At 27.5% G+C, this 26,066-nt stretch carries 24 protein-coding genes; 4 read left to right on the plus strand and 20 right to left on the minus strand.

Going from position 1 to position 26,066, the window contains the following annotated elements:
- Positions 1-101: 101 nt before the first annotated feature.
- The 11 genes from ACYUCG_RS09480 to ACYUCG_RS09530 form a co-directional block, all read right to left on the minus strand.
- A complete protein-coding gene (locus ACYUCG_RS09480) occupies positions 102-1,709 on the minus strand; it encodes a CTP synthase (protein ID WP_003452392.1) in 1,608 nt (535 codons plus the stop codon).
- A gap of 340 nt (positions 1,710-2,049) precedes the next feature.
- Positions 2,050-2,469, minus strand: a complete 420-nt coding sequence (locus tag ACYUCG_RS09485; RefSeq protein WP_003475611.1) for a YwiB family protein — start codon at positions 2,467-2,469, stop codon at positions 2,050-2,052.
- Between the two features lie 22 nt (positions 2,470-2,491).
- Entirely contained in the window at positions 2,492-3,472 is a 981-nt protein-coding gene (locus ACYUCG_RS09490; RefSeq protein ID WP_460268495.1) for a tRNA 4-thiouridine(8) synthase ThiI, read from the minus strand.
- A 45-nt stretch (positions 3,473-3,517) separates the two neighbouring features.
- Positions 3,518-4,147: a stage II sporulation protein R gene (spoIIR, locus tag ACYUCG_RS09495; protein WP_164799730.1), complete on the minus strand. Its 630-nt coding sequence runs from the start codon at positions 4,145-4,147 to the stop codon at positions 3,518-3,520.
- A gap of 68 nt (positions 4,148-4,215) precedes the next feature.
- Positions 4,216-5,082, minus strand: coding sequence for a 4-(cytidine 5'-diphospho)-2-C-methyl-D-erythritol kinase (gene ispE, locus ACYUCG_RS09500; RefSeq protein WP_240298758.1), 867 nt, complete (start codon positions 5,080-5,082; stop codon positions 4,216-4,218).
- A gap of 135 nt (positions 5,083-5,217) precedes the next feature.
- Complete coding sequence (gene cphA, locus ACYUCG_RS09505; RefSeq protein ID WP_164799728.1) at positions 5,218-7,842, minus strand: cyanophycin synthetase; 2,625 nt, start codon at positions 7,840-7,842, stop codon at positions 5,218-5,220.
- A complete protein-coding gene (locus tag ACYUCG_RS09510; RefSeq protein ID WP_060795519.1) occupies positions 7,829-8,656 on the minus strand; it encodes a cyanophycinase in 828 nt (275 codons plus the stop codon). Before ACYUCG_RS09510 ends, cphA begins: the two co-directional genes overlap by 14 nt.
- Before the next feature lie 100 nt (positions 8,657-8,756).
- Complete coding sequence (locus ACYUCG_RS09515; RefSeq protein WP_460268499.1) at positions 8,757-10,319, minus strand: DUF3794 and LysM peptidoglycan-binding domain-containing protein; 1,563 nt, start codon at positions 10,317-10,319, stop codon at positions 8,757-8,759.
- A 360-nt stretch (positions 10,320-10,679) separates the two neighbouring features.
- Positions 10,680-10,916, minus strand: a complete 237-nt coding sequence (locus tag ACYUCG_RS09520; protein ID WP_003462688.1) for a Veg family protein — start codon at positions 10,914-10,916, stop codon at positions 10,680-10,682.
- A 162-nt stretch (positions 10,917-11,078) separates the two neighbouring features.
- Positions 11,079-11,966: a sporulation peptidase YabG gene (gene yabG / locus ACYUCG_RS09525; protein WP_460268500.1), complete on the minus strand. Its 888-nt coding sequence runs from the start codon at positions 11,964-11,966 to the stop codon at positions 11,079-11,081.
- Between the two features lie 192 nt (positions 11,967-12,158).
- Positions 12,159-13,163, minus strand: coding sequence for a CotS family spore coat protein (locus ACYUCG_RS09530; RefSeq protein WP_060795516.1), 1,005 nt, complete (start codon positions 13,161-13,163; stop codon positions 12,159-12,161).
- Between the two features lie 108 nt (positions 13,164-13,271).
- Here ACYUCG_RS09530 and ACYUCG_RS09535 point away from each other — a divergent pair, with 108 nt between their 5' ends.
- A complete protein-coding gene (locus ACYUCG_RS09535; protein WP_283681891.1) occupies positions 13,272-14,393 on the plus strand; it encodes a glycosyltransferase family 4 protein in 1,122 nt (373 codons plus the stop codon).
- A gap of 189 nt (positions 14,394-14,582) precedes the next feature.
- Here ACYUCG_RS09535 and ACYUCG_RS09540 read toward each other — a convergent pair whose 3' ends face one another.
- From ACYUCG_RS09540 to ACYUCG_RS09550, 3 genes are read right to left on the minus strand one after another with little or no spacing between them, the layout of a single operon-like run.
- Positions 14,583-15,611, minus strand: a complete 1,029-nt coding sequence (locus tag ACYUCG_RS09540; RefSeq protein WP_283681893.1) for a CotS family spore coat protein — start codon at positions 15,609-15,611, stop codon at positions 14,583-14,585.
- Between the two features lie 15 nt (positions 15,612-15,626).
- Positions 15,627-16,310: a hypothetical protein gene (locus tag ACYUCG_RS09545; protein WP_460268501.1), complete on the minus strand. Its 684-nt coding sequence runs from the start codon at positions 16,308-16,310 to the stop codon at positions 15,627-15,629.
- 7 nt (positions 16,311-16,317) lie between these two features.
- The gene (locus ACYUCG_RS09550; RefSeq protein ID WP_460268502.1) at positions 16,318-17,325 is read right to left on the minus strand and encodes a CotS family spore coat protein; all 1,008 of its coding nucleotides are present in this window, start codon (positions 17,323-17,325) and stop codon (positions 16,318-16,320) included.
- A gap of 128 nt (positions 17,326-17,453) precedes the next feature.
- On the opposite strand from ACYUCG_RS09550, the gene ACYUCG_RS09555 reads away from it, so the two are divergent.
- Positions 17,454-18,599: a glycosyltransferase family 4 protein gene (locus ACYUCG_RS09555; RefSeq protein ID WP_460268503.1), complete on the plus strand. Its 1,146-nt coding sequence runs from the start codon at positions 17,454-17,456 to the stop codon at positions 18,597-18,599.
- A gap of 226 nt (positions 18,600-18,825) precedes the next feature.
- On the opposite strand, the gene ACYUCG_RS09560 is transcribed toward ACYUCG_RS09555, so the two are convergent.
- Positions 18,826-19,356, minus strand: a complete 531-nt coding sequence (locus tag ACYUCG_RS09560; protein WP_003457337.1) for a Gx transporter family protein — start codon at positions 19,354-19,356, stop codon at positions 18,826-18,828.
- A 192-nt stretch (positions 19,357-19,548) separates the two neighbouring features.
- The gene (locus ACYUCG_RS09565) at positions 19,549-19,920 is read right to left on the minus strand and encodes a NusG domain II-containing protein (RefSeq protein ID WP_460268504.1); all 372 of its coding nucleotides are present in this window, start codon (positions 19,918-19,920) and stop codon (positions 19,549-19,551) included.
- A 140-nt stretch (positions 19,921-20,060) separates the two neighbouring features.
- Here ACYUCG_RS09565 and ACYUCG_RS09570 point away from each other — a divergent pair, with 140 nt between their 5' ends.
- Positions 20,061-20,504, plus strand: coding sequence for an FMN-binding protein (locus ACYUCG_RS09570; protein ID WP_240298766.1), 444 nt, complete (start codon positions 20,061-20,063; stop codon positions 20,502-20,504).
- Positions 20,505-20,538: 34 nt separating this feature from the next.
- On the plus strand, positions 20,539-21,567 hold the full coding sequence (locus tag ACYUCG_RS09575; RefSeq protein WP_460268505.1) for an FAD:protein FMN transferase: 1,029 nt from the start codon (positions 20,539-20,541) through the stop codon (positions 21,565-21,567).
- 125 nt (positions 21,568-21,692) lie between these two features.
- On the opposite strand, the gene eutH is transcribed toward ACYUCG_RS09575, so the two are convergent.
- From eutH to ACYUCG_RS09595, 4 genes are all read right to left on the minus strand, one after another.
- Positions 21,693-22,817: an ethanolamine utilization protein EutH gene (gene eutH, locus ACYUCG_RS09580; RefSeq protein WP_460268506.1), complete on the minus strand. Its 1,125-nt coding sequence runs from the start codon at positions 22,815-22,817 to the stop codon at positions 21,693-21,695.
- Between the two features lie 162 nt (positions 22,818-22,979).
- Positions 22,980-23,309, minus strand: coding sequence for a PTS sugar transporter subunit IIB (locus tag ACYUCG_RS09585; RefSeq protein ID WP_060795494.1), 330 nt, complete (start codon positions 23,307-23,309; stop codon positions 22,980-22,982).
- 217 nt (positions 23,310-23,526) lie between these two features.
- Positions 23,527-24,906 (minus strand): S1C family serine protease, encoded by a 1,380-nt coding sequence (locus tag ACYUCG_RS09590; protein WP_240298770.1) that lies wholly within the window; start codon positions 24,904-24,906, stop codon positions 23,527-23,529.
- Positions 24,907-25,033: 127 nt separating this feature from the next.
- The gene (locus tag ACYUCG_RS09595) at positions 25,034-26,053 is read right to left on the minus strand and encodes an alpha/beta hydrolase (protein ID WP_060795490.1); all 1,020 of its coding nucleotides are present in this window, start codon (positions 26,051-26,053) and stop codon (positions 25,034-25,036) included.
- Between the last annotated feature and the right edge of the window lie 13 nt (positions 26,054-26,066).

The raw sequence follows: 26,066 nt of genomic DNA on the forward strand, positions 1-26,066 counted from the left end.
TAATCTATATATAGTATATTTTTATAAGATTTTATTTCTAATATTATTAAATAAAAAAAGGACACCTAACATTTAGTTAGATATCCTTAATATTTCTAAAATTATTTATTGTTTAATGCAGCACCAACAAATCCTACAAATAATGGGTGAGGTCTGTTTGGTCTTGATTTTAACTCTGGATGATATTGAACTGCTACGAACCAAGGATGATCCTTAACTTCTACACACTCAACTAATCTTCCATCTGGTGAAGTACCAGCTATAGTTAATCCGCTTTCTATTAATTGAGTTCTGTACTCATTGTTGAACTCATATCTATGTCTATGTCTTTCGTAGATTAAATCTGAAGCATAAACATCCTTACAGAATGTATTATCTTCTAATTTACATGGATATAATCCTAATCTCATTGTTCCACCTAAATCCTCAACATCTTTTTGCTCAGGCATTAAGTCGATTACTGGGAATGGAGTTTCTGGATTTAGCTCTGATGAATGAGCTCCTTCTAATCCTAATACGTTTCTAGCGTATTCTATAACAGCACATTGCATTCCTAAGCATATTCCTAAGAATGGTTTCTTGTTTTCTCTAGCCCATCTTATAGCTTCGATCTTTCCTTCTACTCCTCTGTCTCCGAATCCACCTGGAACTAGAACTCCATCTACTCCACTTAATAATTCATCAACATTTTCTTTAGTTACATCCTCAGCATTTATCCACTCTATTTCAACATTAGTGTCATTGCTTAATCCACCATGATTTAAAGCTTCAACTACTGATATGTATGCATCATGTAACTCAACATATTTACCAACTAAAGCAATCTTAGTTGTATGAGTTAAGTGAGTTATTCTATGAACCATGTCTATCCATTCAGCATTATCTATGTCTCTGCATCCAAGACCTAATTTTTCACAAACCAATCTATCTAATCCTTCTTTGTGTAACATTAGAGGAACAGCGTATAAATGCTCTGCATCTAAGTTTTGGATAACTTCGCTTGCATCTATATTACAGAATAATCCGATTTTCTTTTTGATATCTTCTGATAATTCTTTTTCTGATCTACAAACTATTATGTCTGGTTGAATTCCTATACTTCTTAACTCTTTAACTGAGTGTTGAGTTGGTTTTGTTTTTAACTCACCAGCTTTTCCTAAGTAAGGTACTAATGTAACATGTATGAAACAAACATTTTCTTTACCTACATCATATTTGATTTGTCTTATAGCTTCTAAGAAAGGTAATGATTCGATATCACCTATTGTTCCACCGATCTCAGTGATTACTACATCTACATCTCTTTCTTTTCCTACTCTATGTACTCTATCTTTTATAGCATTAGTTATGTGAGGTATAACTTGTACAGTACCTCCTAAGTATTCACCTTTTCTCTCTTTTGATATTACTGACCAGTAAACTCTACCTGAAGTAACGTTTGAGTTTTGAGTTAAGTTTTCATCTATGAATCTTTCATAGTGACCTAAGTCTAAGTCTGTTTCAGCACCATCATCAGTTACGAAAACTTCTCCATGTTGGTATGGGCTCATTGTACCTGGGTCAATGTTTAGGTATGGATCAAATTTTTGAATACTTACACTTAATCCTCTGTTTTTTAATAATCTTCCTAATGAAGCAGCTGTTATTCCTTTTCCTAATGAAGAAACAACTCCACCTGTTACAAATACATACTTAGTATTTTTGCTCATATCTCTTCCTCCTAATGTAAATTTATTCTTGACATCGTTCTTTATTTCATTTATAATGATAATTACCTCATTTAGAATGGGTTTTTTATTGCTTGTTTTAATAACATAGTAGATATTCTATCAAAAGTTAATGTAGAAGTCTAGTACTTTTTTTGTGTTTTTTAAATTTTTTATTTATAGAACGTTTACTATTTATATTTTGCTCACATTTAATAAAATTAATTATTAATATTGGAATTTATAAGTTGAAATTAGTTTCAACTTTTTTTATTTTAAAAATAAATAACTTATAAAAATAAGGCTACACCTTTTAGTGTAGCCTTATTTTTTTATTTTAATATTAATCTTCTACTTTTATTTTCATATCAAGATTTGTTTTTATAGGTTCTTGTCCACCAGCTATTAGATGATATTTTATAGAGATATTTCCACCCTTTTCATTAACATCTAAATCTAACTCTTTTGTTGATGTCTTAAGCTCTAGCATACCATAAGGAGTATTATAAAGAGCCACTTGTGTATTATTCTTTTGGAATTCCATCTTTGTGCTGGTTGTTCCTTCTCTATGTAATACAACTTTATCACCTTTTATTTTTAGAGTTGTTTTTGTCCCTTCCATTCCTGATATTTCAGTTTCATCATAAGTAGCTATAAATTCATCTCCATTAATAGAAAATTCTCCAACAGTTACAACTTCTATTTTTTCTTTTTCTCCAATATCTTGAGTACTACATATTGATATTATAGCTTTTTTACTCATAATAATATCCTTTCTAAATCAATTATTGATTTATCATATATTTTTTAAGTTCTTCATCTTTAAATGGAGTTATTGTTATTGTATTAATCTCTCCATTTTTCTCATAATTTATTTCAACAGCATCGCTATCTTTTTCTTTACAATATCTTCCGCATATTCTAGCAGCAGTTTCTAAATCTTCTTTATTAAATTCTCCTCTTAATATAACAGGAGCCCCAGTAGAATTTTTAGATGTTACTAAAATATCATCTTCTCTTTTAAACTTAACTATTTCTTTCCACTCTTCACCATTTCTAGCTACTATAACTTTATTTTTTAGTGATATTCTCATATGTCTACCATACTTAAGAACTTCAATTTCATCCTTATCTACTGTTTCTTGATTATCAAGTAAATCACTTAATCTTATTGCATATCCAGGCTCTGTTAATTTACATCCCCCTGCTGGTGATGGATAATCAACTATATTCCACTTTTCAGCAAGTTCCATTTGAGTCTTTCTACTTCTACCTGATATTTTTAATAATTTTTCTCTATCTACTAAGCCATTTAACTCCATCTCTGTAGGCTCTAAGTTTAAAGCACATAATGGTCTTAAGATTTTTTCACTAAATCCTGATTCTTTTTTAACAGTATTTAATGCTTGTCTATTTTGAGACATTGGTCTTTGATTTAAAACTTCACCAGTTATTATAAAATCAGCGTCAAATTTTTTTAATAATTCTCCTGAATATCTCATCATCATTGCATGACAATCTATACATGGGTTCATATTCTTTCCTCTACCATGTTTAGGATCCTTAACCATTTCAAAATGTTCTTCTGAAAAATCTACTACCTCTAAAGGCATATCTATTTGTTTACACATTCTCTTTGCATTCTCTTCATTAAAGAAATAAGATTTAAAACAGATTCCTATTACCTCTATTCCTTGATCCTTTATTAACTTTGCAGCTAATATACTATCTAATCCACCTGAAACCATGGCTAATGCTCTAGTCATATTTTTTCCTCCTAAAAATCACTTTATTATCATATGTTAATTCTTTTATTTAAATAAATCAATTACCTTCAATCCAAACTTTACGTTATTTTCCTTTTTATTAACACTCTTAAACTCTTCTTCTGATAATACATCTTTCATCTTTTTCTCTGTTTCATCATAGGCAACTTGTCCCTTAGTAACATCTATGAAGCATAATGGCGGAAACATAACACACCACCAATTTTGACCTTCTCCTTCGCCAATTAATATTCTATAAGCTTCATATTCTCCTTGTGGTAAAACTATATTGCCATATTCTTTAACAGGAAAATTTTCTCTTGTTAATGTTGTTTCTACAGTATAATCAAATCCCTGTGATTTAATATAATCTTCAGCTATTTTTATAATGTTTTTATCTTCTCTTTTTAAAATTTCTCTAGATTCCTCTAAACTTTGTGATTCATTTAATATAGGTGAAATATATTTTAATACCTCATCCTTAACCCTAAGTTTTAAATCCTGATCTATATCACTATCACTATTGGCTAAAACATGAAATCTTATTAATTTTTCACTTATATCCTCAACAATATTTTCCTCTGTAAAACCTAAAGCTTGTCTAGTGTTAAAAAAACTTCCTACTACAAATAAACATATAACTCCTAAAAATAAAACTGATAATATTTTTTTCATAACAAACACCCCCTGATACCTTGATTATTACCAAGGAGTATTTTTTATATACAATAAAAAATATTTTTTTAAAAATTATTGCTATTTATAGTTCTTGTTATATACAAATCTGAATATTTATATTTTCCTTTTAAAAATTCGAAAGCTCTTTGAGCTGTTAGCATATCATCAAAAAAAGCAAATACAGTAGGTCCACTTCCACTCATCATTGCACCTAAAGCTCCACATTTTCTCATATCTTCTTTTATATTTTTTAATATAGTATGCTTCTTTAGAGTTACATTTTCTAAAACATTTTTCATATTTTTTGATACATAATCTAAATCATCATCTTCCATAGCTTGAATTAATCCTTCTATGTTAACATGTTTTCTTATCTTATTTATATCTAAATTTGTATAAACTTCTTTAGTAGATACCCCAAAATTAGGTTTTAATACAACTAATATTTTATTTTCAAAAGGTTTTAAAGGTGTTATAATCTCTCCAATTCCTTCACATAAAGCAGTTCCACCTTCAATACAATATGGAACATCTGCTCCTATTTTTAGTCCTATTTCTTTTAACACTTCTAAACTAGCATTTATATTAAAAAGCTTATTCATTATAACTAAAACTGCCGCTGCATTAGTACTTCCACCAGCCATACCTGCAGCTACAGGTATATTCTTCTTAATATTAATTTTTACACCATCTTTTATGTTAAATTCATCTCTAAATAACACTGCCGCTTTGTATGCTAAGTTTCTTTCATCTGTAGGGACATAATGCTTATTACAAGAAATGCTTATATTACTATCATTACTTTTCTCTATGTCTATAACATCATACAAATCCACTGTTTGCATTATCATTCTTAATAAATGATAGTTATCTTCTCTTTTTCCAATAGCATCTAAGGCTATATTTATTTTTGCATAAGCCTTCATTTTCATATAATCACCCTTCTTACATTAATTAAAGCTAAATATAATTATATTATTTTCTTTGAAAAACATAAAGAGTTAATTAAAATAAAGAGAAATCTTCTAAATTACCTACTAGAAGATTTCTCTTTTAAATTATTTTTATTATATACTAGCACTTTTAAAATCTTTTATCCCATCATTTTTAAATTCATTTATTATATCATATAGTGGTTCGTAATCTTCAAAAAACATTATAATCGTTTCACCTTTTTTAGCTAACTTTAAACTTTCTCTAAGAGCTTCTTCCTCTGATAATATAATTTTTACCTTTAGGTCTTTTCTATTTGAGGATAATACCCCTTCATTTATTATCCTAGCAACTTCACCTTTATCTTTTCCTCTTAAGTCTTTATCCTCTTTTATAACTATGGAATCAAAAAATTCTCCACTTATTCTCCCTACCTCTGTCATAGTATTTAAATCTCTATCCCCTGGAACCCCTATAATTCCAGTTATATTTTTAAAACCAAGATTTTTAAGAGATTCTATAACCACTTTGTATCCATCAATATTATGACCATAATCTAATATTACATTTACACCATTAACATCAAACATATTAAATCTTCCTCTATTATCTTCTTCACAAGATTTAAACTGTTTTAGTCCTTTAGATATAATGCAATAATCAACCTCTATTCCAACTAATGCTGCACAAGCTGCCATAGCATTTTCTATATTATGCTTTAATTTACCATTCATAGTAAACTTCATTTCCTCTGCAGAAGCTATTTTATATTCTTTACCTCTATTTTTTACATATATAGTTTCATCCCTATAAAACACAATAGGATTTCCACTCTTTAAATTTTCCTGTAGGTATTTATTATTTTCATTCATTGAAAATAATATTTTAGGCTTTTTAATTCTATCTAAAACTTTTAAGCTCCATTCATCATCAGCATTTATAACTGAATATCCATTATCTTTTACAGCTTCACCAACTAAAGATTTTACGAAAGACAAATCTTCCATATCATTTATTCCATCTATACCTAAATGATCCTCTCTTATGTTAGTTATTACTCCTACATCTGCTAAATCATAAGCTAATCCTCTTCTTACCAAGCCACCTCTTGCACTTTCTAAAACAGCTATATCAACCTCTGGATTTAATAATACAGATCTTGCACTATAATATCCTGTATCATCACCCTTATGTATATATCTATTGCCTATTTTAACTCCTGAAGTTGTTGTACATCCTACATTAAATCCAATTAAATTTAAGATGTAAGATATTAATCTTACTGTAGTAGTTTTTCCATTTGTTCCTGTAACTGAAATAACAGGAATATTAGAATAATTATTTTTAAACATATTATCTAAAATTTTTCTTCCTACATTTCTTTCTTTACCTACAGTAGGGAAATGATGCATTCTTATTCCTGGTGCCGCATTAACTTCTAATATTATTCCATCATTTTCATATAGAGGCTCTGATATTGATTTTGCACAAATATCTATACCACATATATCTAATCCAATAGTTCTGGCTGCTCTTTCACAAATTTCAATATTTTCTTTACATATTAAGTCAGTATAGTCCTCAGCACTTCCGCCTGTAGAAAGATTTGCATTTCCTCTTAATGTAACTTTTTCTCCATATTCTAAAACTGAATCTAAGGAATATCCTAACTTACTTAATCTATTTATTAATTCTTCATCTATTTTAACCTTTGTTAAAGGCTTTTCATGTCCTTCTCCTCTTAGTGGATTAGCATTCATAGCTTCTATTAAATCTCTAATAGTTCTAACCCCATCACCTGTTATATATGGCGGTTTTCTTAAAGAAACTGCTACTACTTTATAATCCACTAACATTACTCTGTAGTCATTTCCAACCTTATACTCTTCTATCATTATTTCTTTACATTCTTTTGTGATTTCAGCGTAGGCTCTTAAAAGTTCCTTTTCACTATTTATATTTACAAAAACTCCATTTCCCTTGCTTCCCCATTGAGGCTTTAATACTACAGGATATCCAATTCTATTAACCGCTTCAATAAGATGTATTGTATTAAATACCTTTTCTCCTCTGGCAACAGGCAAGTTTTGTATATCTAAAAGTTCTTTTGTAAGCATTTTATCACAGGCTATATCTATAGCAATTCCTTTTGTATCATTTCCAATAGTGGCACTAAACCTCTTCCCTGCTTTTCCATAGCCTATTTGATATAAATTTTCGTTTCCTACTGTAATTATAGGAAGGCCCACTTCTTTAGCTGCATCACATATAGCCTTTGTTGATGGCCCTATGCTCTCTTCCATAATAACTCTCTTTATTATTTCTATTCTTTCATCAAAGTTAATCTCTTTTTTCTTTATTATTGAATTTATCAGATCTATGGCTAATTCAGCTATTAATATTGCTGTTCTTTTTAATTTATATTCAAATATTATGTAATAAAAATCATCCTTTATTTCTCTTGCTTTTCCGTATTTTATATCTATACCTAGTTTATTATGTATTCCTATAATTGTATGTTCACAAACATGAGCTAAGTATGTTCCCTCTTTTAAGCGTTGAACAAATCCACCTTCTATGTCTATTCCACATCTATGGGTATATAACTCTGGAACATAACTTAATAACCTTTCATTGAATCCATCAATATCTTTAGTAGGAGTTTCACAATATCCTTCTAAATCAACATCTAATCTAATACATTTTCTATGTGAATATATGTTTCTTCCCTCAAAGATACGTTGATTATTTATCTTCATTTTTATTTCTTTCCTCCTCAAAAGGCACCCTAGTTGATAAATTCATTTTTTTGCCTGCTGTTAATACATGTAACTTTATATTAAATATACTAAATACCTCATCTTGTCTTTTCTCAGATACATTTGTATATTCAATATTTCTTCCATCTACAAAATAAACTGCTCCACTACCAATTACAGTTAATTCATCATCATTAATTACTATAGCAGTGTCTTCATCTATACCTACCCCTAAAACTTCAGGATTTTGGCACACTCCTGATAATAATCTACCTATCCTTCCTCTTTGAGCAAAGTGTTGATCTATAAGAGTATTTTTAATTAAACCTAATCCTGCAGACATATTTAGTGTACTCTTTTTAGGTGATTCCTCTTCTTCTCCACCAACTATCATAACATCACTCATAACAGAAGCCCCTGCTGATGTTCCTACAAAGTAACATCCCTCATTACTTCTTTTTTGTAATGTATCATAAAGAGGAGTTCCCCCAATTAAACTAGTTATTCTAAGCTGATCTCCTCCAGTAAAAAATATTACTGAAGCCTCATTTACTAAAGAAATATTATTCTCATCAAAAGCTTCCTCTCTTTCTATGACACGAAGCTCCTTAATTTCTCTTATTCCCATACTTGAAAATATATTTTTATACTGTTCTATGACTATATTAGGTGATTCTGTAGCTATGGTTGCAATCAACATAATTCCTTCAGATTTTTTAAATTTATCTGCTACAAAATTTAATATAATCTTATCCCCTTTCTTATCTTCTGCTCCACCTATTATTATTAAATTTTTTTTACTACTACTTTTCAAATTATTCACCTCAAATCATGCATTTCTTATTTTTGCCATAAAATTTATATTTATTCATAAAAAAAGAGTTTTACGACATAATATCGTAAAACTCTTTTTTTTATAAAACCGCTCTTCCAGGAATCATAATTTTATCTCCAGCATATATAGAATCTGGATCTTCTATATCATTTAATTTAACTAAAGTATCTATTGTTGTCTTATATTTTTTTGCCAAATTCCATAAAGTATCGCCTTTTTGAATTGTATATATAGTAATAGATGATTTCTTTTCAACAGTCTCATCATTTTGTTCAATGTCTTTAACATATTCTTTATCAAATATATCTGAACATTTAGCATAAAAATATACTACTGCTTTAACAGCTAAGCTGTTTCCTTCTATACTACATTGTAAATCTTCTAAATTTGCTTTAGTATCAAAATTCATGCCAGACTGAGAATTTGGCATATCTAAAGCAACTTCAAAAGGAATTTCTCCACTTACTTTATTGAGTCCCTTTTCTTCATCAGTTGTCTTATATATTGATTCAACAGATAAATTACCCTTTATAACAACCTTTTGATCCATAAAATAGCTTTCCATATCTACTATTTTACCTTTGCAATCAACTGTTTGAGTGGCATCTACTCCATTTTTTCCTAAGTCTATATTTCCTTTTATTACTGATTCATTTGAATTTTCACTAACAGCCATATTAATCTTGCAAACTTCTTTTAAAGGCATTATATTTTGCGTTGGTGAATATAAATCTTCAACTGTTTCTGCGAATTCTAATTTTGATATTGCAACATTTGCATCAACAGATAAATTAACATCTATTATTCTACTTTCTCCTAAATCATTTTGAGAAATCTTCACATCATGACCTTTGATTTCAAAATATCCATTACAATTCATATCTGAATTTACACCTACAACCTCTTCATCATTAGATAAATATAAGTCCTCTTCTAAAGCTACAACTTCTCTAGAATCATAAGCTCTATAAAGAACATTAATTTTAGCTAAGCAAGAAGCTTGTACTTTATCTTCTCCTAATTTTATCTCTTGTCTATGAAGCATATATCCACATTTTATTATTTTCCCTATTTGAGGCTTATCCATACCTACGTTTATAGGTAATTCTCCACTCATTGAACAAACCATATTTGTAATATTTTTCTCTATACTTTCTGGTTTTCTTTTTATTTGTAAATCTCCCAAACCATCTAATTCTTTAACAACATCTATTTTTTCTTCTTTATAAACCCTATACTTGGTTCTTAGTTTACCTTCTACTCTTATCTTTCTTTCATTGATTATGTTCGCATCGATATGTTCTAAATCACATTCCATATCACACATCATACTATGTTCAGCCCCAGCTATATCAATAAAGCTAGAATTTTTTTCTTTATAAATAACGCTATTTATCCCTAAACCTTCTTCTTCTCTAGCTAAGTACATAATATTACATTCAACTTCATATTCTAATAATACCCTATCACTTTGAGCTTCTCTGTTAAGTACATATACTTTAGTATCAACTGAAAGTACATCATGAACATCTGGTTGAGTATCTGGTATTAAGTATTCTTCTCTAAAAGGTATATCTAAAGAATTTTCACTTAAGACCTTCTCAAACCCAAGACTTTCTTTAATAATATCTAAATTAACCAAATGTATCCCTCCTAAATAATCTAATACTATAATATATATGTATGATAATTAATTTATGATAATTCTTCTTATTGATACTTTATTTATTTTTTTATTCAAACCCATATTTTATAAACGTTTACATAACTTTTTAAAGTAAGATTAAAAAAATTTATCTTTTTTCGACATTTTTTTATTAAAAGTGTTGACATACTAAAAAATATGTCGTATTATAAAGATGGTTATTGACCATATAACCTCTCATAAATTCTCAATACCCTTTTATACCATAGTTGAAAGATGGAAACCCACCATCTTTCTTTTTTTTTGTTAAATAAATAAAATAAAAAAGTTAGCTAATATATTAGCTAACTTTTTTATTTAACCAACAAAATCTAGTTGAACCGTTTTTGTAAGTACATCTGAATAACTGTATGTCACTTTCCTTTGGGTGTCTTTTTGTAATCTAACTACAAAAATACTTGGGTGAACACTTTCTAGTATTCCTTCATTTTCCAAAATCTTTTTTCTTCCACCATTAGCTCTTAGCTTAACTTTCTCACCTACGTGGTCTTCTATGCTTTTTCTGATGGAATTCAATGTAAGTCTGGTACTCATTTTAACACCCTCTTTCTATTATACATTATACACTAAAAGGGATGTTTTTTCAATAAATAAATAATTTTACTATATAAGTCCATGTCTTGTCAACAAAAATATACTATATTTAAACTAAAACATCCAATTATATTATTAACTTAAATGTCTTATTTTATTCTATTAATTTAAATATAGGGATTTTGGATAACCTTCTCTATATTTTCCTCTAGTTTGTAATCCCCCAATACCTTTTATTCCCGTTATTGTGTTTTCTATAACATCTTTTATTGATACAATCTCATCTATTCTTGTATAAGCAATTCTCTCACATACTAAAACAGGGTCTAAACAATGTATAAGAACCCTATTAGGTGAACTTGCAAAATTAGCTCCTGCCTCTAAAATACTTTCATAGCAAGATTGACAAGCTCCAGCAAAAATAACAAGTTCATCATAACTTGAATTATAACTTCTTAATATCTTCACAGACTCAATAAAATATTTTGAATTTCTATAATTATTTAAATCAAGCATTCCTTTTGAATCTTTAAGAACTCCATCATGTCCCGTTAATACAACTATATCTGGATTATATTCCTTAACTAAAGATAAAATTTTTAAAGGTTGTTCTCTTTCAGATATTGCTATTCCTACAGCATTTAAATTTAATTGCTTGTACACCTTTAAACAGGTTTCCATATATGATGGGTCTCCATCTATATGAAGTATTCGTCCAGGTCTTCCAAATACCAACCCTTTTTCTTTTTCTGCCCTATTTAAATTATCTTCTTCATTTCCTCTTGTCATTAATTGATTATTTTTCTGTTCTCTACTCAAAATTACTTTTTTAATGATATCATTGATTTTAGAATCAAAAGACTTATCTTTATCTCCAGCAAAATCATCATCAACCCTTTCTAAATCCTCTTCATGAGAGTCAGCTATTATCCTTATATGAAGTCCCTTTAAAATATAAGTTATTCCCTCTTCATTCTCTTTAATATCTATAATTTTAAAAGTTATATCCTTACTATATGATTTTCTTACTACTAAATCTCCAACTTTCATATACTTTCTCCTAACTTATATAGTCCTATTATCATAATATGAAAATTTCTTAGTAATTGTGCTGATTCTATACTCCAAGCTAATTCATTGTTTTATTTGTTTAAATCAATAAATGTCTATTAAAAATTTCATAAAATTATCTATAAATTAAAATAAAAAATGGTGCCTAATTAGTAGGCACCTAAAGTATCATTATCCAACTTGATTATATTTACTTTTAAATTCTTCAATAAATTTCATATAACTTTCTTTCTCATTAATTATGTTGTTTATTTTATTTATAAAAATATTTTGTCCCCACATAACTTCATTATAATAATATCTATTTGCAAGTCTCCAATACCTCTGTGGGAATAATAAGTATGCATATAATACCTCATACTCTTCTTCTCTTAACGGACTTACTGTATTATAAGCATCTATTATGGCCTCTGCATATTCAATATTCCAGTCAACTCTTTTTAAAACTTTCTTCATAAAGTTAGCTATGTCATATGTTCTTATTTCTCTTTTACAATAATCAAAGTCTATTATATACACTTCATTATCGTCTCCAATTATTATATTGTGATAAGTATAATCATGATGACAAAATACTTTCTCAGCCTCTGCTTCCTCACATAAACTTAAATACTTTGAATTATTTAATATTTTTGTGGCTCTTATTGCTAACTCCTTATAAAAATCAACATTTTTTATATAAATAATATCAAAATCTTTTTTTAAATTCTTCTTTCTAGCCATTCCTCTCATTTTTTCTAAGGCTTTGCCTCTCTTCTCCATAAGATATGGCCATCTTCCTAAATCACTTTTTAATTTTGAGTTTTCTGGTGGATCATACCCCTTGCTGGCTTCATGTAATTCAGCTAACTTTTTAGCAGCTAATTTAACCTCTTCTATGTTAGTAAAATCACACTCTCTTCCTTTTATCCAATTTGAAAGAGTATATAAATCCTCATTTACTAGAGCATAAGGTTCATCCTCAATATTTAAGAAATATCTATCTACATTTTTAAATCCATTTTTAGCCAAATGCTCTTTTGCTCCATAAACAAAAAGAAGTTTTTGAGTTCCATAGTTTATCCTTTTTAAACACCTGTCACCCTTATTACTCTTTAAATAATATACACCCTTATTAGGTTTTAATTTTTCTATTTTAATATCAAATTGTCTTTCTATTTCAAACTCTCTCATCATATCTATTCACCCCCTACCATATTTATATGTAACAACCTGGTGTTTTATTAACATTTTATTCTATATATAAATATAATAATATATATTTATACTGAAAGGACATATGCTATGAAAATATGTATTGATGGAAGGGCAGCTACCTCATACCGTGGTACTGGAATTGGTAACTACACTTATCAAATAATAAATAATCTACACCAAATAGATTTCTTAAATGAATATAATATACTTACTCCTGAATCTTCCTCTCTAAAATTACCTAAAAAAAATAACTTTAATTATTTATCTTCAAGTACAAATGATAAAAAAAACTTTTGGGAATTTATAAATACTCAAAATCCTAAAGAAAATATTATAGGTGATATATATCATATTCCTCAAAACGGTATAGGCTTTTCAAAACCTAATGATATAAAGACCGTAATTACCCTACATGATATTATACCTATGAAAATGCCTGATACAGTTAGTGATACATTCTTAAAGATTTTTAATTCAAATATACAAAATATTTTAGATAAATCAGATGGAATTATTACAGTTTCTAAATTTTCTAAAGAGGATATAAGTAAAACTTTTTCTTATCCAAAAGAAAAAATATTTGTTACTCATTTGGCTGCTGAAGAAATATATGCCCCATTAAATAAATTTCACTCATCTCAATATCTAAAAAAACACTATGGTATAGATACAGATTTTTTATTATATGTAGGGGGTTTTAGCCCTAGAAAAAATATTTTAGGACTTATAGAGGCATTTAACTTAGTAAAAAATTCTTATAAAAGAGATTTAAAGCTTGTCATTATAGGAACTAAGGGACCTTCATATGAAATTTACAGAAAGAAAGTGGATGAGTTAAATCTAACTTCATCCGTTATTTTTACTGGGTTTATTCCTATAGAGGATATGCCTATATTCTATAGTGCCAGTAAAGCATTAGTTTATCCTTCTTTTTATGAAGGCTTTGGATTACCGCCTATAGAATGTATGGCCTGTGGTACTCCTGTAATAGCATCTAATTTAACCTCAATGCCTGAAGTATGCCAAGATGCTGCCCTTTTAGTTAATCCTTATGATGTTGATGAAATAAAGGAAAATATCCTAATCTTATTAAATAACCCTAAATTTTATTCTCTTATGATTTACAAAGGTATAACTCACTCAAGTAAATTTAATTGGAAAAAAACTGCTTATAATACACTTGAAATCTATAAACATATTTCTTCTTAATTTAAAAATATACTCCCTAAAATTTAGTTTTAATATGTCTTATAAAAAATTTATTATTTTAAAATAAAAAGGTACTGTATAAGAAACTCAAACATAAAACTTATAGACTTTAAGAGAATTTATTAATTCTAAAAATTAATTTATAAGTTTTATTAGTTATTTTATACAGTACCTTTTACTTGATTCATATTATTTATTTATATTATTTAATAAAATTTCCTTTTCCTTTGTGTATTCTAATTTTCTCTCTAATTTATTTAAGAAGGACTCATATTTCCAATCCTTTAATTTATAATAATATTGCATTGAAACAGTATAAAAATCATGAGGAAATCTTAAATATATATATATTAACTCCTTTTCTTCCTTTGATAAGTTATTTAACTTATCATACTTTTCTATAATAGAATCATACATTTCTAAACTAAATCCAAATCTTTTTATACTCTTAATTATAAAATTACATAAGTCTATAACCCTTAAATTTATATTGCAATAATCAAAGTCTATAAAACTTACCTCATTTTGATTAAATAATATATTATGATAGGCAAGATCATTATGACATAAAGTTATTTTTTCTTTATCTCTACATAAGTCATCATATTTACTCTTTTCTAATAAATCTATACAAACTTTTATATCACTTAAATGATAATCAACTTCTTTTATAAAAATTTCATCAAATTCGTTTTTATACTTATAGCTCCCTACTATTTCCTTTAGTTTTTCTAAATCTTTTTTGCTATTTATAAAATAATCTTTTAACTTAAAAAGTTCACTATTTTTTTCATTCATTTCCTTTGAATCGGCCTCTTGAATGCCCATTCCTGCATTATGAAGTTTAGCTACTGCCTCTGTTATGATTTCTAATTCTATTGGATTAGCTATATTAAATTCAGTTCCTTCAAAGTAGTCTAACAATATATAATCATTTCCCTTCCACTTGAATCTATACTCTCCATTTGGAAGCTTATTTATTTTTAATATACCATCATATCTTTCCCTTAAGTACTCTGTTGAATGGATTATGAAGTTTAATCTGTCATCATCATAATTTATCATCTTTAAAATCTTCTTACCTTGCTTTGTATCTAATAAAAAGACATTTCTATTTGGTCTTAAATCAAATATATCTAGTCCTAAAGCTTCAAATAATTTAATATCTAAATCATATCTACATAAATATTTCTCATCTTTATATCTAATCTTATTCATAAACCTCTCCCCCTACTATATAAGATAATCTTTAACTAATAATTCTTCTAATTCATTACTTTTAATCTTTAAATTCTTTATATAATTATTTTGCAAATACCTCATTGAATTATATGGATACTGAATCAATGAGTTTATATAAACATAACTTTTAAAATCTAAGCTTTCTTTCTCTACTACTTCAAGAAGTAAATCCTTTAATTCATCCTTATAGTTTCCTCTTATCTTTTTTAAGTAGTTATAATAGTCCTCTTCCACCATATTAAATTTTATATCCTCTGTATTTTTTATAAAAATCCTTTTCTCCCCATTCTTAACTTCATAATATATCCTACCAATACATACTTCTTCCCTTTCCATAGCTCTTCTTATAAGCTCTTTATAATTAATATTATAAATACATTCTAAGCTTTTTTTTGAGGCATCTAAGGCCTTATTAATCAATTTATTACTTTCTTCTAATCTCTCTACTCTTCTACTCCAAAGTTTAAAAATTTGAACCTGTTTCCACACTTCATTTCTAAATTTAAATCTTATCCTATTCTCCTCTTTTAAAAATTCTTTGTGAATATCACTTAGTGTATTTAAATACTCTACTAGATCATAAAATCTTAATTCTCTTTTTTCTCTTTCTATTTCTTTTCTAGGTAATACCTCTATATTATTTTTCTTTAAAAACAATTCTAATTTTTCACTCAAATTTAAATCACCTCAAAGTAAAATTGCTTAATTCATCAACAAAGTTCTGTCTAAACTCTCTATCTTTTTCGTATTTACCTAGTTTCTTTAAAAAATGTTCTTCTTCCCAAGGCTGTTGTTCCCAATAATATTGAAGTCCTAATTGCCAATAAGCTTGAGGAAATTCAATAAAAGAAGCCATAATAGGGAAATCTTCATTTCTTACTTCTTTATTCTTTGAATAACTCTCTATTATATATTTAAATAAATTTAAGTCCCATCTCCCCTCTTTCATTGTTCTAATGCATAGGCTACTTAAATCATGTAAGTGAGAATCTAAAATACAGTAATCAAAGTCTATTATATTTATTTCATTATTTTCTAATAAAAGCACATTATGATTTGCATAGTCATGATGACAAAAGCCTAATTTTTTAACTTCCTTTTTCATATAGTCAAAATATCCACTAGTTTTTATATGAGAAAGTGTTCTTTCAATTCTTTTTAACTCCTCATCCATAATAGAAAGATATAACTTATCAAAGTCTGACATATATGCTTTCTGATATATTCTTTTTTTAAAATCAATAATTTCTTCTCCCCTTGTCTCAAAGATCTTATACCACTTACCCCATGCTATTCTAGGTTTAAGATCTCTATTTATAACAAACCCTTCACTACTATTATGTAGTTCACTAAGCTTTTTCGCTGCTAAGCTTAAATCCCACTTATTTTTATAATCACATTCTCTACATTTTACCCAAGGAGTTAAGTAAGCTAATTTATCACCTAGCTTTACATAATCTTTTCCATCAATAGTATCTAATATTTTAGGAATTGAATTAAAACCATTTTTCATAAGATGCTTTTGAGCAGAAACTATAAAATAAAAATGAGGATATTGATACTTTATTACCTTCAAACAATACTCCTCATCACTGGTTATAACTTTATATGTGTTTTTCACTTTTATTACTTCTTTGACTTCTATACCATAGTTAAGTAAGATTTTATCCTTTATATAATCATGTTCCATAAACTTACTCCTACTTTCACTTTTTAATTAGTATATGTTCCTTAAATTCTTCTTGTTACATGCACATTTTATATTATTTATTAATATTATTAATTATAATGATTATTTTTCTAAGGAGTGGAATCTTAATGTATAACTTAATAGATGCAAGAGGTGCAACTTGGTATAGAGGGACAGGTATAGGAACATACACATATAACCTATTAACAAACATATTAAAATTAGATAAGGATTCATCTTATGATTTATTATGCTCTGGAAAAAAAATACCTGAGTTTGAAACTGAAAATACTAAAATAATAATGTCTTCTAGAAAACATCAACGTTTTTTTGAAGATTACTATATACCTTCCTATGGAATAAAAGAAAATATAGATTTGCTTCACCTTCCTCAAAATGGACTTGGACTTTCTTCTGAAGGAAACTTTGCAAAATTAGTTACTATTCATGACTTAATTCCTTACATTTTACCTGAAACTGTTGGTAAAGGTTACTTAAAAAAATTTCTTCAAAGTATGCCTGAAATAATTGATAATTCAACAGGAGTAATCACTGTATCAGAATACTCTAAAAGTGATATTCTAAGATTTTTTCCACACTTTCCTGCTGAAAATATCTTTGTAACTCCACTAGCAGCTAATGAAAATTATAAACCTTTAGATAAGGAAAAATGCCTATTTGATGTTAATAAGAGATTTAATTTTAATGGACCATTTATTATGTATATAGGTGGCTTTAGCTTAAGAAAGAATGTTAGAGGACTAGTTGATGCCTTTAACAATATTAATAAAAATATTGATGAAAATTATAAACTTCTAATTGTAGGTGGATTAAGAGACGAGGGATTAAAATTAAAGGCCTATACTGAAAGTTTACCTATAAAAGATAAGGTTATTTTTACTGGATTTATAGAAGATGAATATTTACCAACCTTATATAATGCAACTACCCTCTTTGTTTATCCTTCTCTATATGAAGGTTTTGGTTTACCTCCTTTAGAAGCTATGAGTTGTAAGACTGCCGTTTTAACCTCAAATATAACTTCTATTCCTGAAGTGGTTCCATTTAAAGAAAGCTTAGTTGATCCAAATAATCCTAAGGAATTATCTTCAAAACTAGAAAATCTATTAAATGATTCAAAACTTAGAAATAATTTAGAAAATCTATGTTTTGAAAGAAGCAAAGAATTCACTTGGGAAAAAACAGCTAAGAAAACCTTAGAGGTATATAAAAAGGTAATAGAAATCTCTAAGAACTCATTGATAAAAGCATAAAAATTTATTTTTTCAAAAATTATAGTTAATAAATAAAACTTATAAATATATTATGAGAATTAATGAATTTTAACTGAAAGTCTAAAGTTTAATTTAAAGAACAATTATTTTATAAACTAGCTTAATGTCTAAAATTCATTTAAATATTATCTTAATATTATTTATAAGTTTTTATTTTCATAAAGATATTTTAATTGATAACTTTATAATTTTTCCTAAAATCAATTTAATTTGCCATGTTTCTATGATAATCTAAGTTATTTAAAGCTTTCATATGCTTTAATAGGTAGTTAGCTGTTATTCCAATAAAAATGCCAGTTCCTATACCTGCTATAGATAAAAAAGGAAGATAACTTAATATGCCTATATTTTTAATTACAATAGCTGTAACAATTAATTGTCCTAAATTATGAAATACTCCCCCAACAGTGCTAACTCCAATAGCCGATACCTTTTCTTTTAATATATTTTTAGTTAAAATCATTCCTAAGAAGCTTAAAATTGTTCCTCCTAATCCAAAAATAAATGTAGAAACTGAACCCATAATAAGGGTTGATAAAATTAATTTTAAAAATATTAACCATAGGCATTCTTTATAATTGTCTAAGGTATATAGTCCTATAACCACTATTAAATTAGCTAATCCTAACTTTGCTCCTGGAGTAATAAAAGGCATAGGTATCATACTTTCAAAAATATATAAAACTAAAGCTTGTGCAACTAATACCCCTATATAAATTAACTTTTTAGTCTTCATGATATATAACTCCCCTTTTTAATTATTAATACTCCAATTAGAATTTTATTTTATTAAACACCGCATTGTCTTATTCATCTTATCTGTTGCACCTTATTAGAATTCTATTTTATTAAATACTAAATTTTGTTACTAAAATTCTATAGTATTATAAAATTTAAATCCTAAGCTTTTTGATTTAAACTTAATTTCTTAGTAAGATAATATGCACTCTCCTTCTTCATCACCTTTAATTTCAATAAAAACCCTATTAGGTAGACACACTATACTTTCTCCTATCCTACTTATCTTTCCTTGTCTCATACATACTTTATCTGTACAATTTGAATGATTCATATATACCTGCCCTTTATTTATACAAATCTCATTAACTCCTAATCCCTCTTCAATTTTAATAATCTCATTAATATTTTCCTTAAGCTCTAAGGTTTCATATTCCTCTCCATTAACATTTATAATTACTCTTTTTAAATCTACATTATTATTACTTGAAATAAGAAATCTAATAGGCATTAAAGATAGTATTATTAAAACTATAATTATAATCAAATCCCACTTTTTCATAATAAACTCTCCCATATTAACAGTTCCTTATTATGTATATATGATTTTAAAGTTAAAATTATTTGTTTTATTGCTCTTTAAGGAATTTTTTCAATCATAGAAAGTATATTTATAGTAACAAAATTATTTAGGAGGAATTTATGAAAAAGAAATTTTTTGCTCTTATACTATCTACCCTAGTAGCTTCTAGCTTTGTTGCTTGTGGAGCTTCAAACAACTCTAAGTTAAAAGATGGGGACTATACTGTAGAAACTGCTAAGGCTGATGACCATGGCTATAAAGCTAAACTAAGCATAAAAGTTTCAGATGGTAAAATAACTGAAGCAAAATATAATGAATTTAATGGTGAAACTAATGCTATAAAACGTGAAGATAAAGATTATAATGAAAAAATGACAGGGGTTTCAGGAATTGGACCTGCTGAATATGAACCTCAACTTGAAAAAGCCTTAATAGAAAAACAATCTTCTGACATAGATGTTATTACAGGAGCAACAAGCTCTTCTAATCAATTTAAAAAATTAGCTGAGAAAATATTAAAGAATGCTGAGGAGGGAAAAACCGAAGCAACTTTAGTAGACTAAGTAAAACATATTATCTTATTTCTGGGAGGGTAAAATGGAGAACTTAAGACATATTTGTATTTTTCTATGTATGATTTTAACTTTCACTTTAAATGGATGCTCCATAAAAAAAGAACCTATAAGCAAATCTAGTTTTTTTATGGGGACAATAGTTAATATAACTTTATATGATAAATTTGATGAAGGAATCATAGATAAGGCATTTAATAAAATAAGTGAAATTGAATCATTGTTAAGTTTAAATATACAAAACTCTGAAATTAATAAAATAAATGAGAAGTCTGGCATAGAACCAGTAAAGGTTACCAAAACCGCCTTTGACATAATAGAAAAATCACTAGAATACTCTAAAGCTTCTAAAGGAAACTTTGATATAACTATTGGGCCTTTAGTTAAGCTATGGGGAATAGGAAGTGAAGATGCAAGAGTTCCTGATGATAATGAAATATTAGATACTCTTAAATTAATAAATTATGAAAATATTATTTTAGATAAAGAAAATAGTACTGTATTTTTAAAAGAAGAAAATATGGTTTTAGACTTAGGTGCTATAGCTAAGGGATATATAGCAGATGTTATTTCAGATATATTAATAGATGAAGGTGTATCTAAAGCTATTATTGATTTAGGTGGCAATATTTTTGCCCTAGGGGAAAAAAATAAAAATGAAAATTGGACAATAGGAATACAAAATCCTTTTGAAAACAGAGGTGCTCCCCTAGGAACTTTAAGTATATGTAATAAATCAGTAGTTACCTCTGGAATCTATGAACGTTATTTAGAAATTAATAATACTAAATATCATCACATTTTAAACCCTAAAACTGGATATCCCTATGATAATAATTTAGCTTCTGTAACCATAGTTTCTTCAAAATCTATAGATGGTGATGCCCTTTCAACCTCAACCTTTGGTATGGGCCTTTCAGATGGCTTAGAGTTAATTGAATCACTTCCTGAAATAGAAGGTATTTTTGTAACTAAATCTAAAGAAATCTTCATATCAAAGGGACTAAAAAATAATTTTAAATTACGTGATAAATCATTTAAAATAGCAAATTAAACAAAAATTTATATAAATTATTAAAACATAGCTTTTTATTAAAATTAATATTTCTCTTAAATAAAAAGCTATGTTCTAATTAAATGTTTATTTTAAAAAAACTATATGACTTTACCCTAAAAAAATTAAGATTCTAAAACTGGAATATTCTCTTCATTTTGATTTTCATCATTTATGTTTTCCTCTGTCTTTCTATGTACTATTAAAACTACAACCATGGCAGTTATACCAGCTATTAATTTTGATGCTATATAAATATTTATAATCTCAGGTGTCTTAAGAGATACAAAACCTAGCTGTCCTCCAATTACAAAGGCTCCACTTACGCTAAAAGCAGTTAAGGCTATTCTTCCCTTAGAGCTCATCTTATTAAAACTTTGGAATAATATTATATTTGAAGCAAGAGTTCCTAAAAAAGCCGCAATAGAAAACTCATCTATATTTATCTTTTCTCCTATTTTACTTAAAACCTTTGAAAACTTTTCTGTTATAAAATTAATTAAAGGATATGCTCCTCCTAAAAATATTGCTATTTTCCCAACCACACTTAAAGCCTCATCTATAGGTAAAATACTTCCTATAGGCTTTATTCCTACAATAGATAAAAATCCTAAAACTAAAAGTCCTAATATACTGACAAGTTGTATAAGCTTACCTAACTTAATAAAGAATTTTACTGTCTTCTCTTTGAACTTATTCATAAAAACTGCTAATAATATAGCAAATATTATTAATGGTAAAATATTAAATATTAATAATTTAATATCAACTCCTAAACATAAACCTGCAACTATTGGAGCTATAGGTAAAGTCATTATTCCATATAATAAACCTGTTGTTAGATCTTCAAGATACTTCTCCTCTATAATTCCTAAAGCTAAGGGAATAGAAAAGCTTATGGTAGCCCCTAAAGTCGAAGCTATTATTACCCCAGAAATCCAATACATGTGAATATTTGATGATAAACTTTCTGCAATTCCTAAGGCTCCCATATCTACAGCTAAAAACATTGATGGAAATATAGATGAATCAATTCCTATAAAATTACTTATTGGAGTTAATAAGAATCCTATGCCTTCTCCTATTAAAGGTGAAAGAGAATATATACCTACCATGGATATAGCTATTGATCCCATGGATATCATACCCTCTTTAAATTTATCTCCCAATCCTAATTTATTATTATTTATGTAATCAAATCCACTAATTACAAAGAAAATACCTATTATACCAAGAACTAATTTCTCCAAATACTCTCCTCCTTAAAACCTTATTATTTTTTTAGTATATTTTACGAACTTATTCAATTCAATATATATATCTTTAAATTTTCAATTTATTAAATATATAAATAAAGATCGCATAAAAACCTCTTAAAAAGACTTATTATACGATCGATTATTTTAAAGTTATTATAAATTATTTATTGATAAATTCTTATTTTCTATTAATTCTAAGGCTTGATTTAAAACTTTTTTACCATTCATAGTGCCATAATCTCCACTATTTATAAGAGTTATTGGTATATCACTATCAACTATTTTTCTTAACCTATTAAATAAATACCTTACTTGAGGTCCTAACATTATTATATCTGCTTCTTTTTCATAGTTTTTAATGTCATATTCACCTATTGCAGTTATAGAACAATCAATGTTTAATTCCTTTGCAGCTTTTCTCATTTTAGAAACTAATAAAGATGTAGACATTCCTAATGTACATAACAATACTATTTTCTTCATATCTAATCCCCCTAATACCTTTCTTTGCTTATGCCATATATTTTCCTTTACACTATATAGTTTTAAATTTTAAAAACCATATACTATTATTTTATAAGGAAATACAATAATTAACAATTAATTATATTCAATACATTTCATTTTTATCTAAAATTTTACATTTAGTTGATGATAAAAAATAAAAAGAACTCAGATTTCCTGAGTTCTTTTTATTAAATTAATTAGCAACTAATGTTAGATTTAAGTTAACTTTCTTACCATCTCTAATTATTTCAACTGGTACTGAATCTCCGTCATTATATTGACTTTTAGCTTGATTTAATTCTTCTAAAGTTTTTACTCTTTTTCCACCAAACTCAATTATTAAGTCACCTATTTTTAATCCTGCTTTTTCTGCTGGGCTAAATTCTTGTACTCCAACAACATAAACTCCCTCTTCTAGTTTATTTTCTTTTGCTAATTCTGGAGTAACAGTTCTAGCTGTAATTCCAAGCTTTAATATTGGTTTTGATAATGAACCTAATCTTGTTTTAACTTCATTTATAGGAATTGCAAATCCTATACCTTCAATATCTTCACCAACTTTTTTAGCAGTGTTTATTCCAATAACTTCCCCTTTAGAGTTTATTAATGGTCCACCACTATTACCAGGGTTAATAGCAGCATCTGTTTGTATATAATCTAATACATTTCCGTTTTCTGTCTTCATTTTTCTATTTGGTGAACTTACTATTCCTTTAGTTACTGTTGAACTAAATTCTTTTCCTAAAGGATTTCCTATAGCAATTACTTCTTCACCAGCCTTAACTGTAGATGAATCTCCTAATTGAGCTATTCCAGGCATTTTAACATCATCTGTTATTTTTATTACTGCAATATCTCTTTCTGCATCATAGTTAATAACCTTAGCATTTACTTCTTTTCCATCTGAAAATATTACTTTAACTTCTTGAGCACCATTTATAACATGGTAGTTTGTAACTACATATCCTTCCTCATTTATTATGAATCCAGATCCTAATCCTTCTTGCTCTTTAACATTAAAAAATTGATCTCTCACTAAGCTCTTTGTAGATACTCCTACAACGGCAGGTGTAACTTTTTCAACTACTTGTGGAACAGTTAATGCTCCATCTTCCCCTTTAAATGCTGGTGGATTAGCTGCATTATTACTAGTATTCTCTAATGTACTTACTGGTATTCTATTTTTAAAGGCATAATAAACTCCGCCAGCACCTATAGCTCCTCCAAGCATAGCTACTATAACAGCACCTGCTATCATAGCTATTCCTCTTTTAAATCCGTTCTTTTTCTTTACTTTTTTATTTTTACTATTATCATTAGATTCTTTTAAACTTTTCGCGTTTACATCAGAGACCTTTGGATTCTCTTCTTGTTTAACTTCCTCTTTTGAATTAATTTTATCATCTATATTTAAGTGCTGAGTTTGTTCTATGTCAGTTTGCTTCGTATCATTATTTAGCTCTACATTTTCTTTATCTTGTGTGTCTTTACCTGAGCCTAAATCTTTGTTTTCTTTATCATCAAATCCAAAATAGTCATTCAAATTTTCATCCTTTTTATTAAAATCACTCATTGTCCATACCCTCCTAAACATTTGTTTTCCATAGCTTAATAATAACCATTTTTTGTGTCATTTCAATGTCATATTTATGGCATTTTAGTGTCATGGAACATGTTTAAATTTTAGACTATATTTAAGTTTATTTCCCCTCTTCTTGACTATTATCTTGAATAAATCTTATGCTATCTAAAAATAATTCTGGCTTCTCTAAAGGTATAACATCTGTCTTATTCTTAGCATTTATTATTTGAACTTTATTTTCTGAAGTGAGTTTCTTTAAACTCTCTTGCTCTTTAGCAAAAGATTTATCATTAACTATTATGCTCAAAGGTTTACCATTTAATAATCCAGATTTTTGTGAATTACTACTATGCTCTAAAATATTTTTAAGCTCACTATAGTACCCACTATTATAATCACTTTTAGTTCTTAAAGTATTATATACCTTAAGATCTTCATTATTTAAATTTTCCTCTAAACCATTTGGATTTTTTAACATACCGAATTTATTCATTATTGATGTTAATCCAAAATATGAACCATACTTTTGTATAAGTCTGCTAAACTTTTGGCTAGAATACTGTTTCATATAATCTTTATTTTTACTTAAAGCTTCTTCACTTATTGGATCTACAAGAATAACTCCTTGAACCAAGTCAGGATAAAGTTCAGCAAAATTGCACATTACTAATCCACCATAGCCTTCTCCAACAAGTATATATGGTCCACCAATTCCTGATTTTTTAAGAATCATTCTAAGATGTTGAGCTTGTTCTTTAATGCCATCATCCTTTATTGATTCTGAAAAACCATAGCCTGGTCTATCATAAGAAAATGTTCTATAACCATATTCTTTTTCTATAAGCTCTTGAACCTTATTCCATTCACTTAGTCCTAAACCTATATCAGAGCTCATGATTATAGTTGGTTTACTTTCTCCTTGGAAATCGTAATAATTTTTCTTACTATCAATTCTTACGTACTTACTATTTGGTTCTATTTTGCTATTGTCAATTTTGTTTACTATCATTTGATAAGCAAAGCCTATAAATACTAGAGCTAGTATAAATATAAAAATGTTCCTTATTACGTTCATAGGCTTTATTTCTATATTCTTGTTCATTTTATGAAATCCATTTGAGTACGGAATAAACCTCATTGATAATTCAGCC

This window comes from Clostridium sp. CTA-17 (assembly GCF_054767895.1).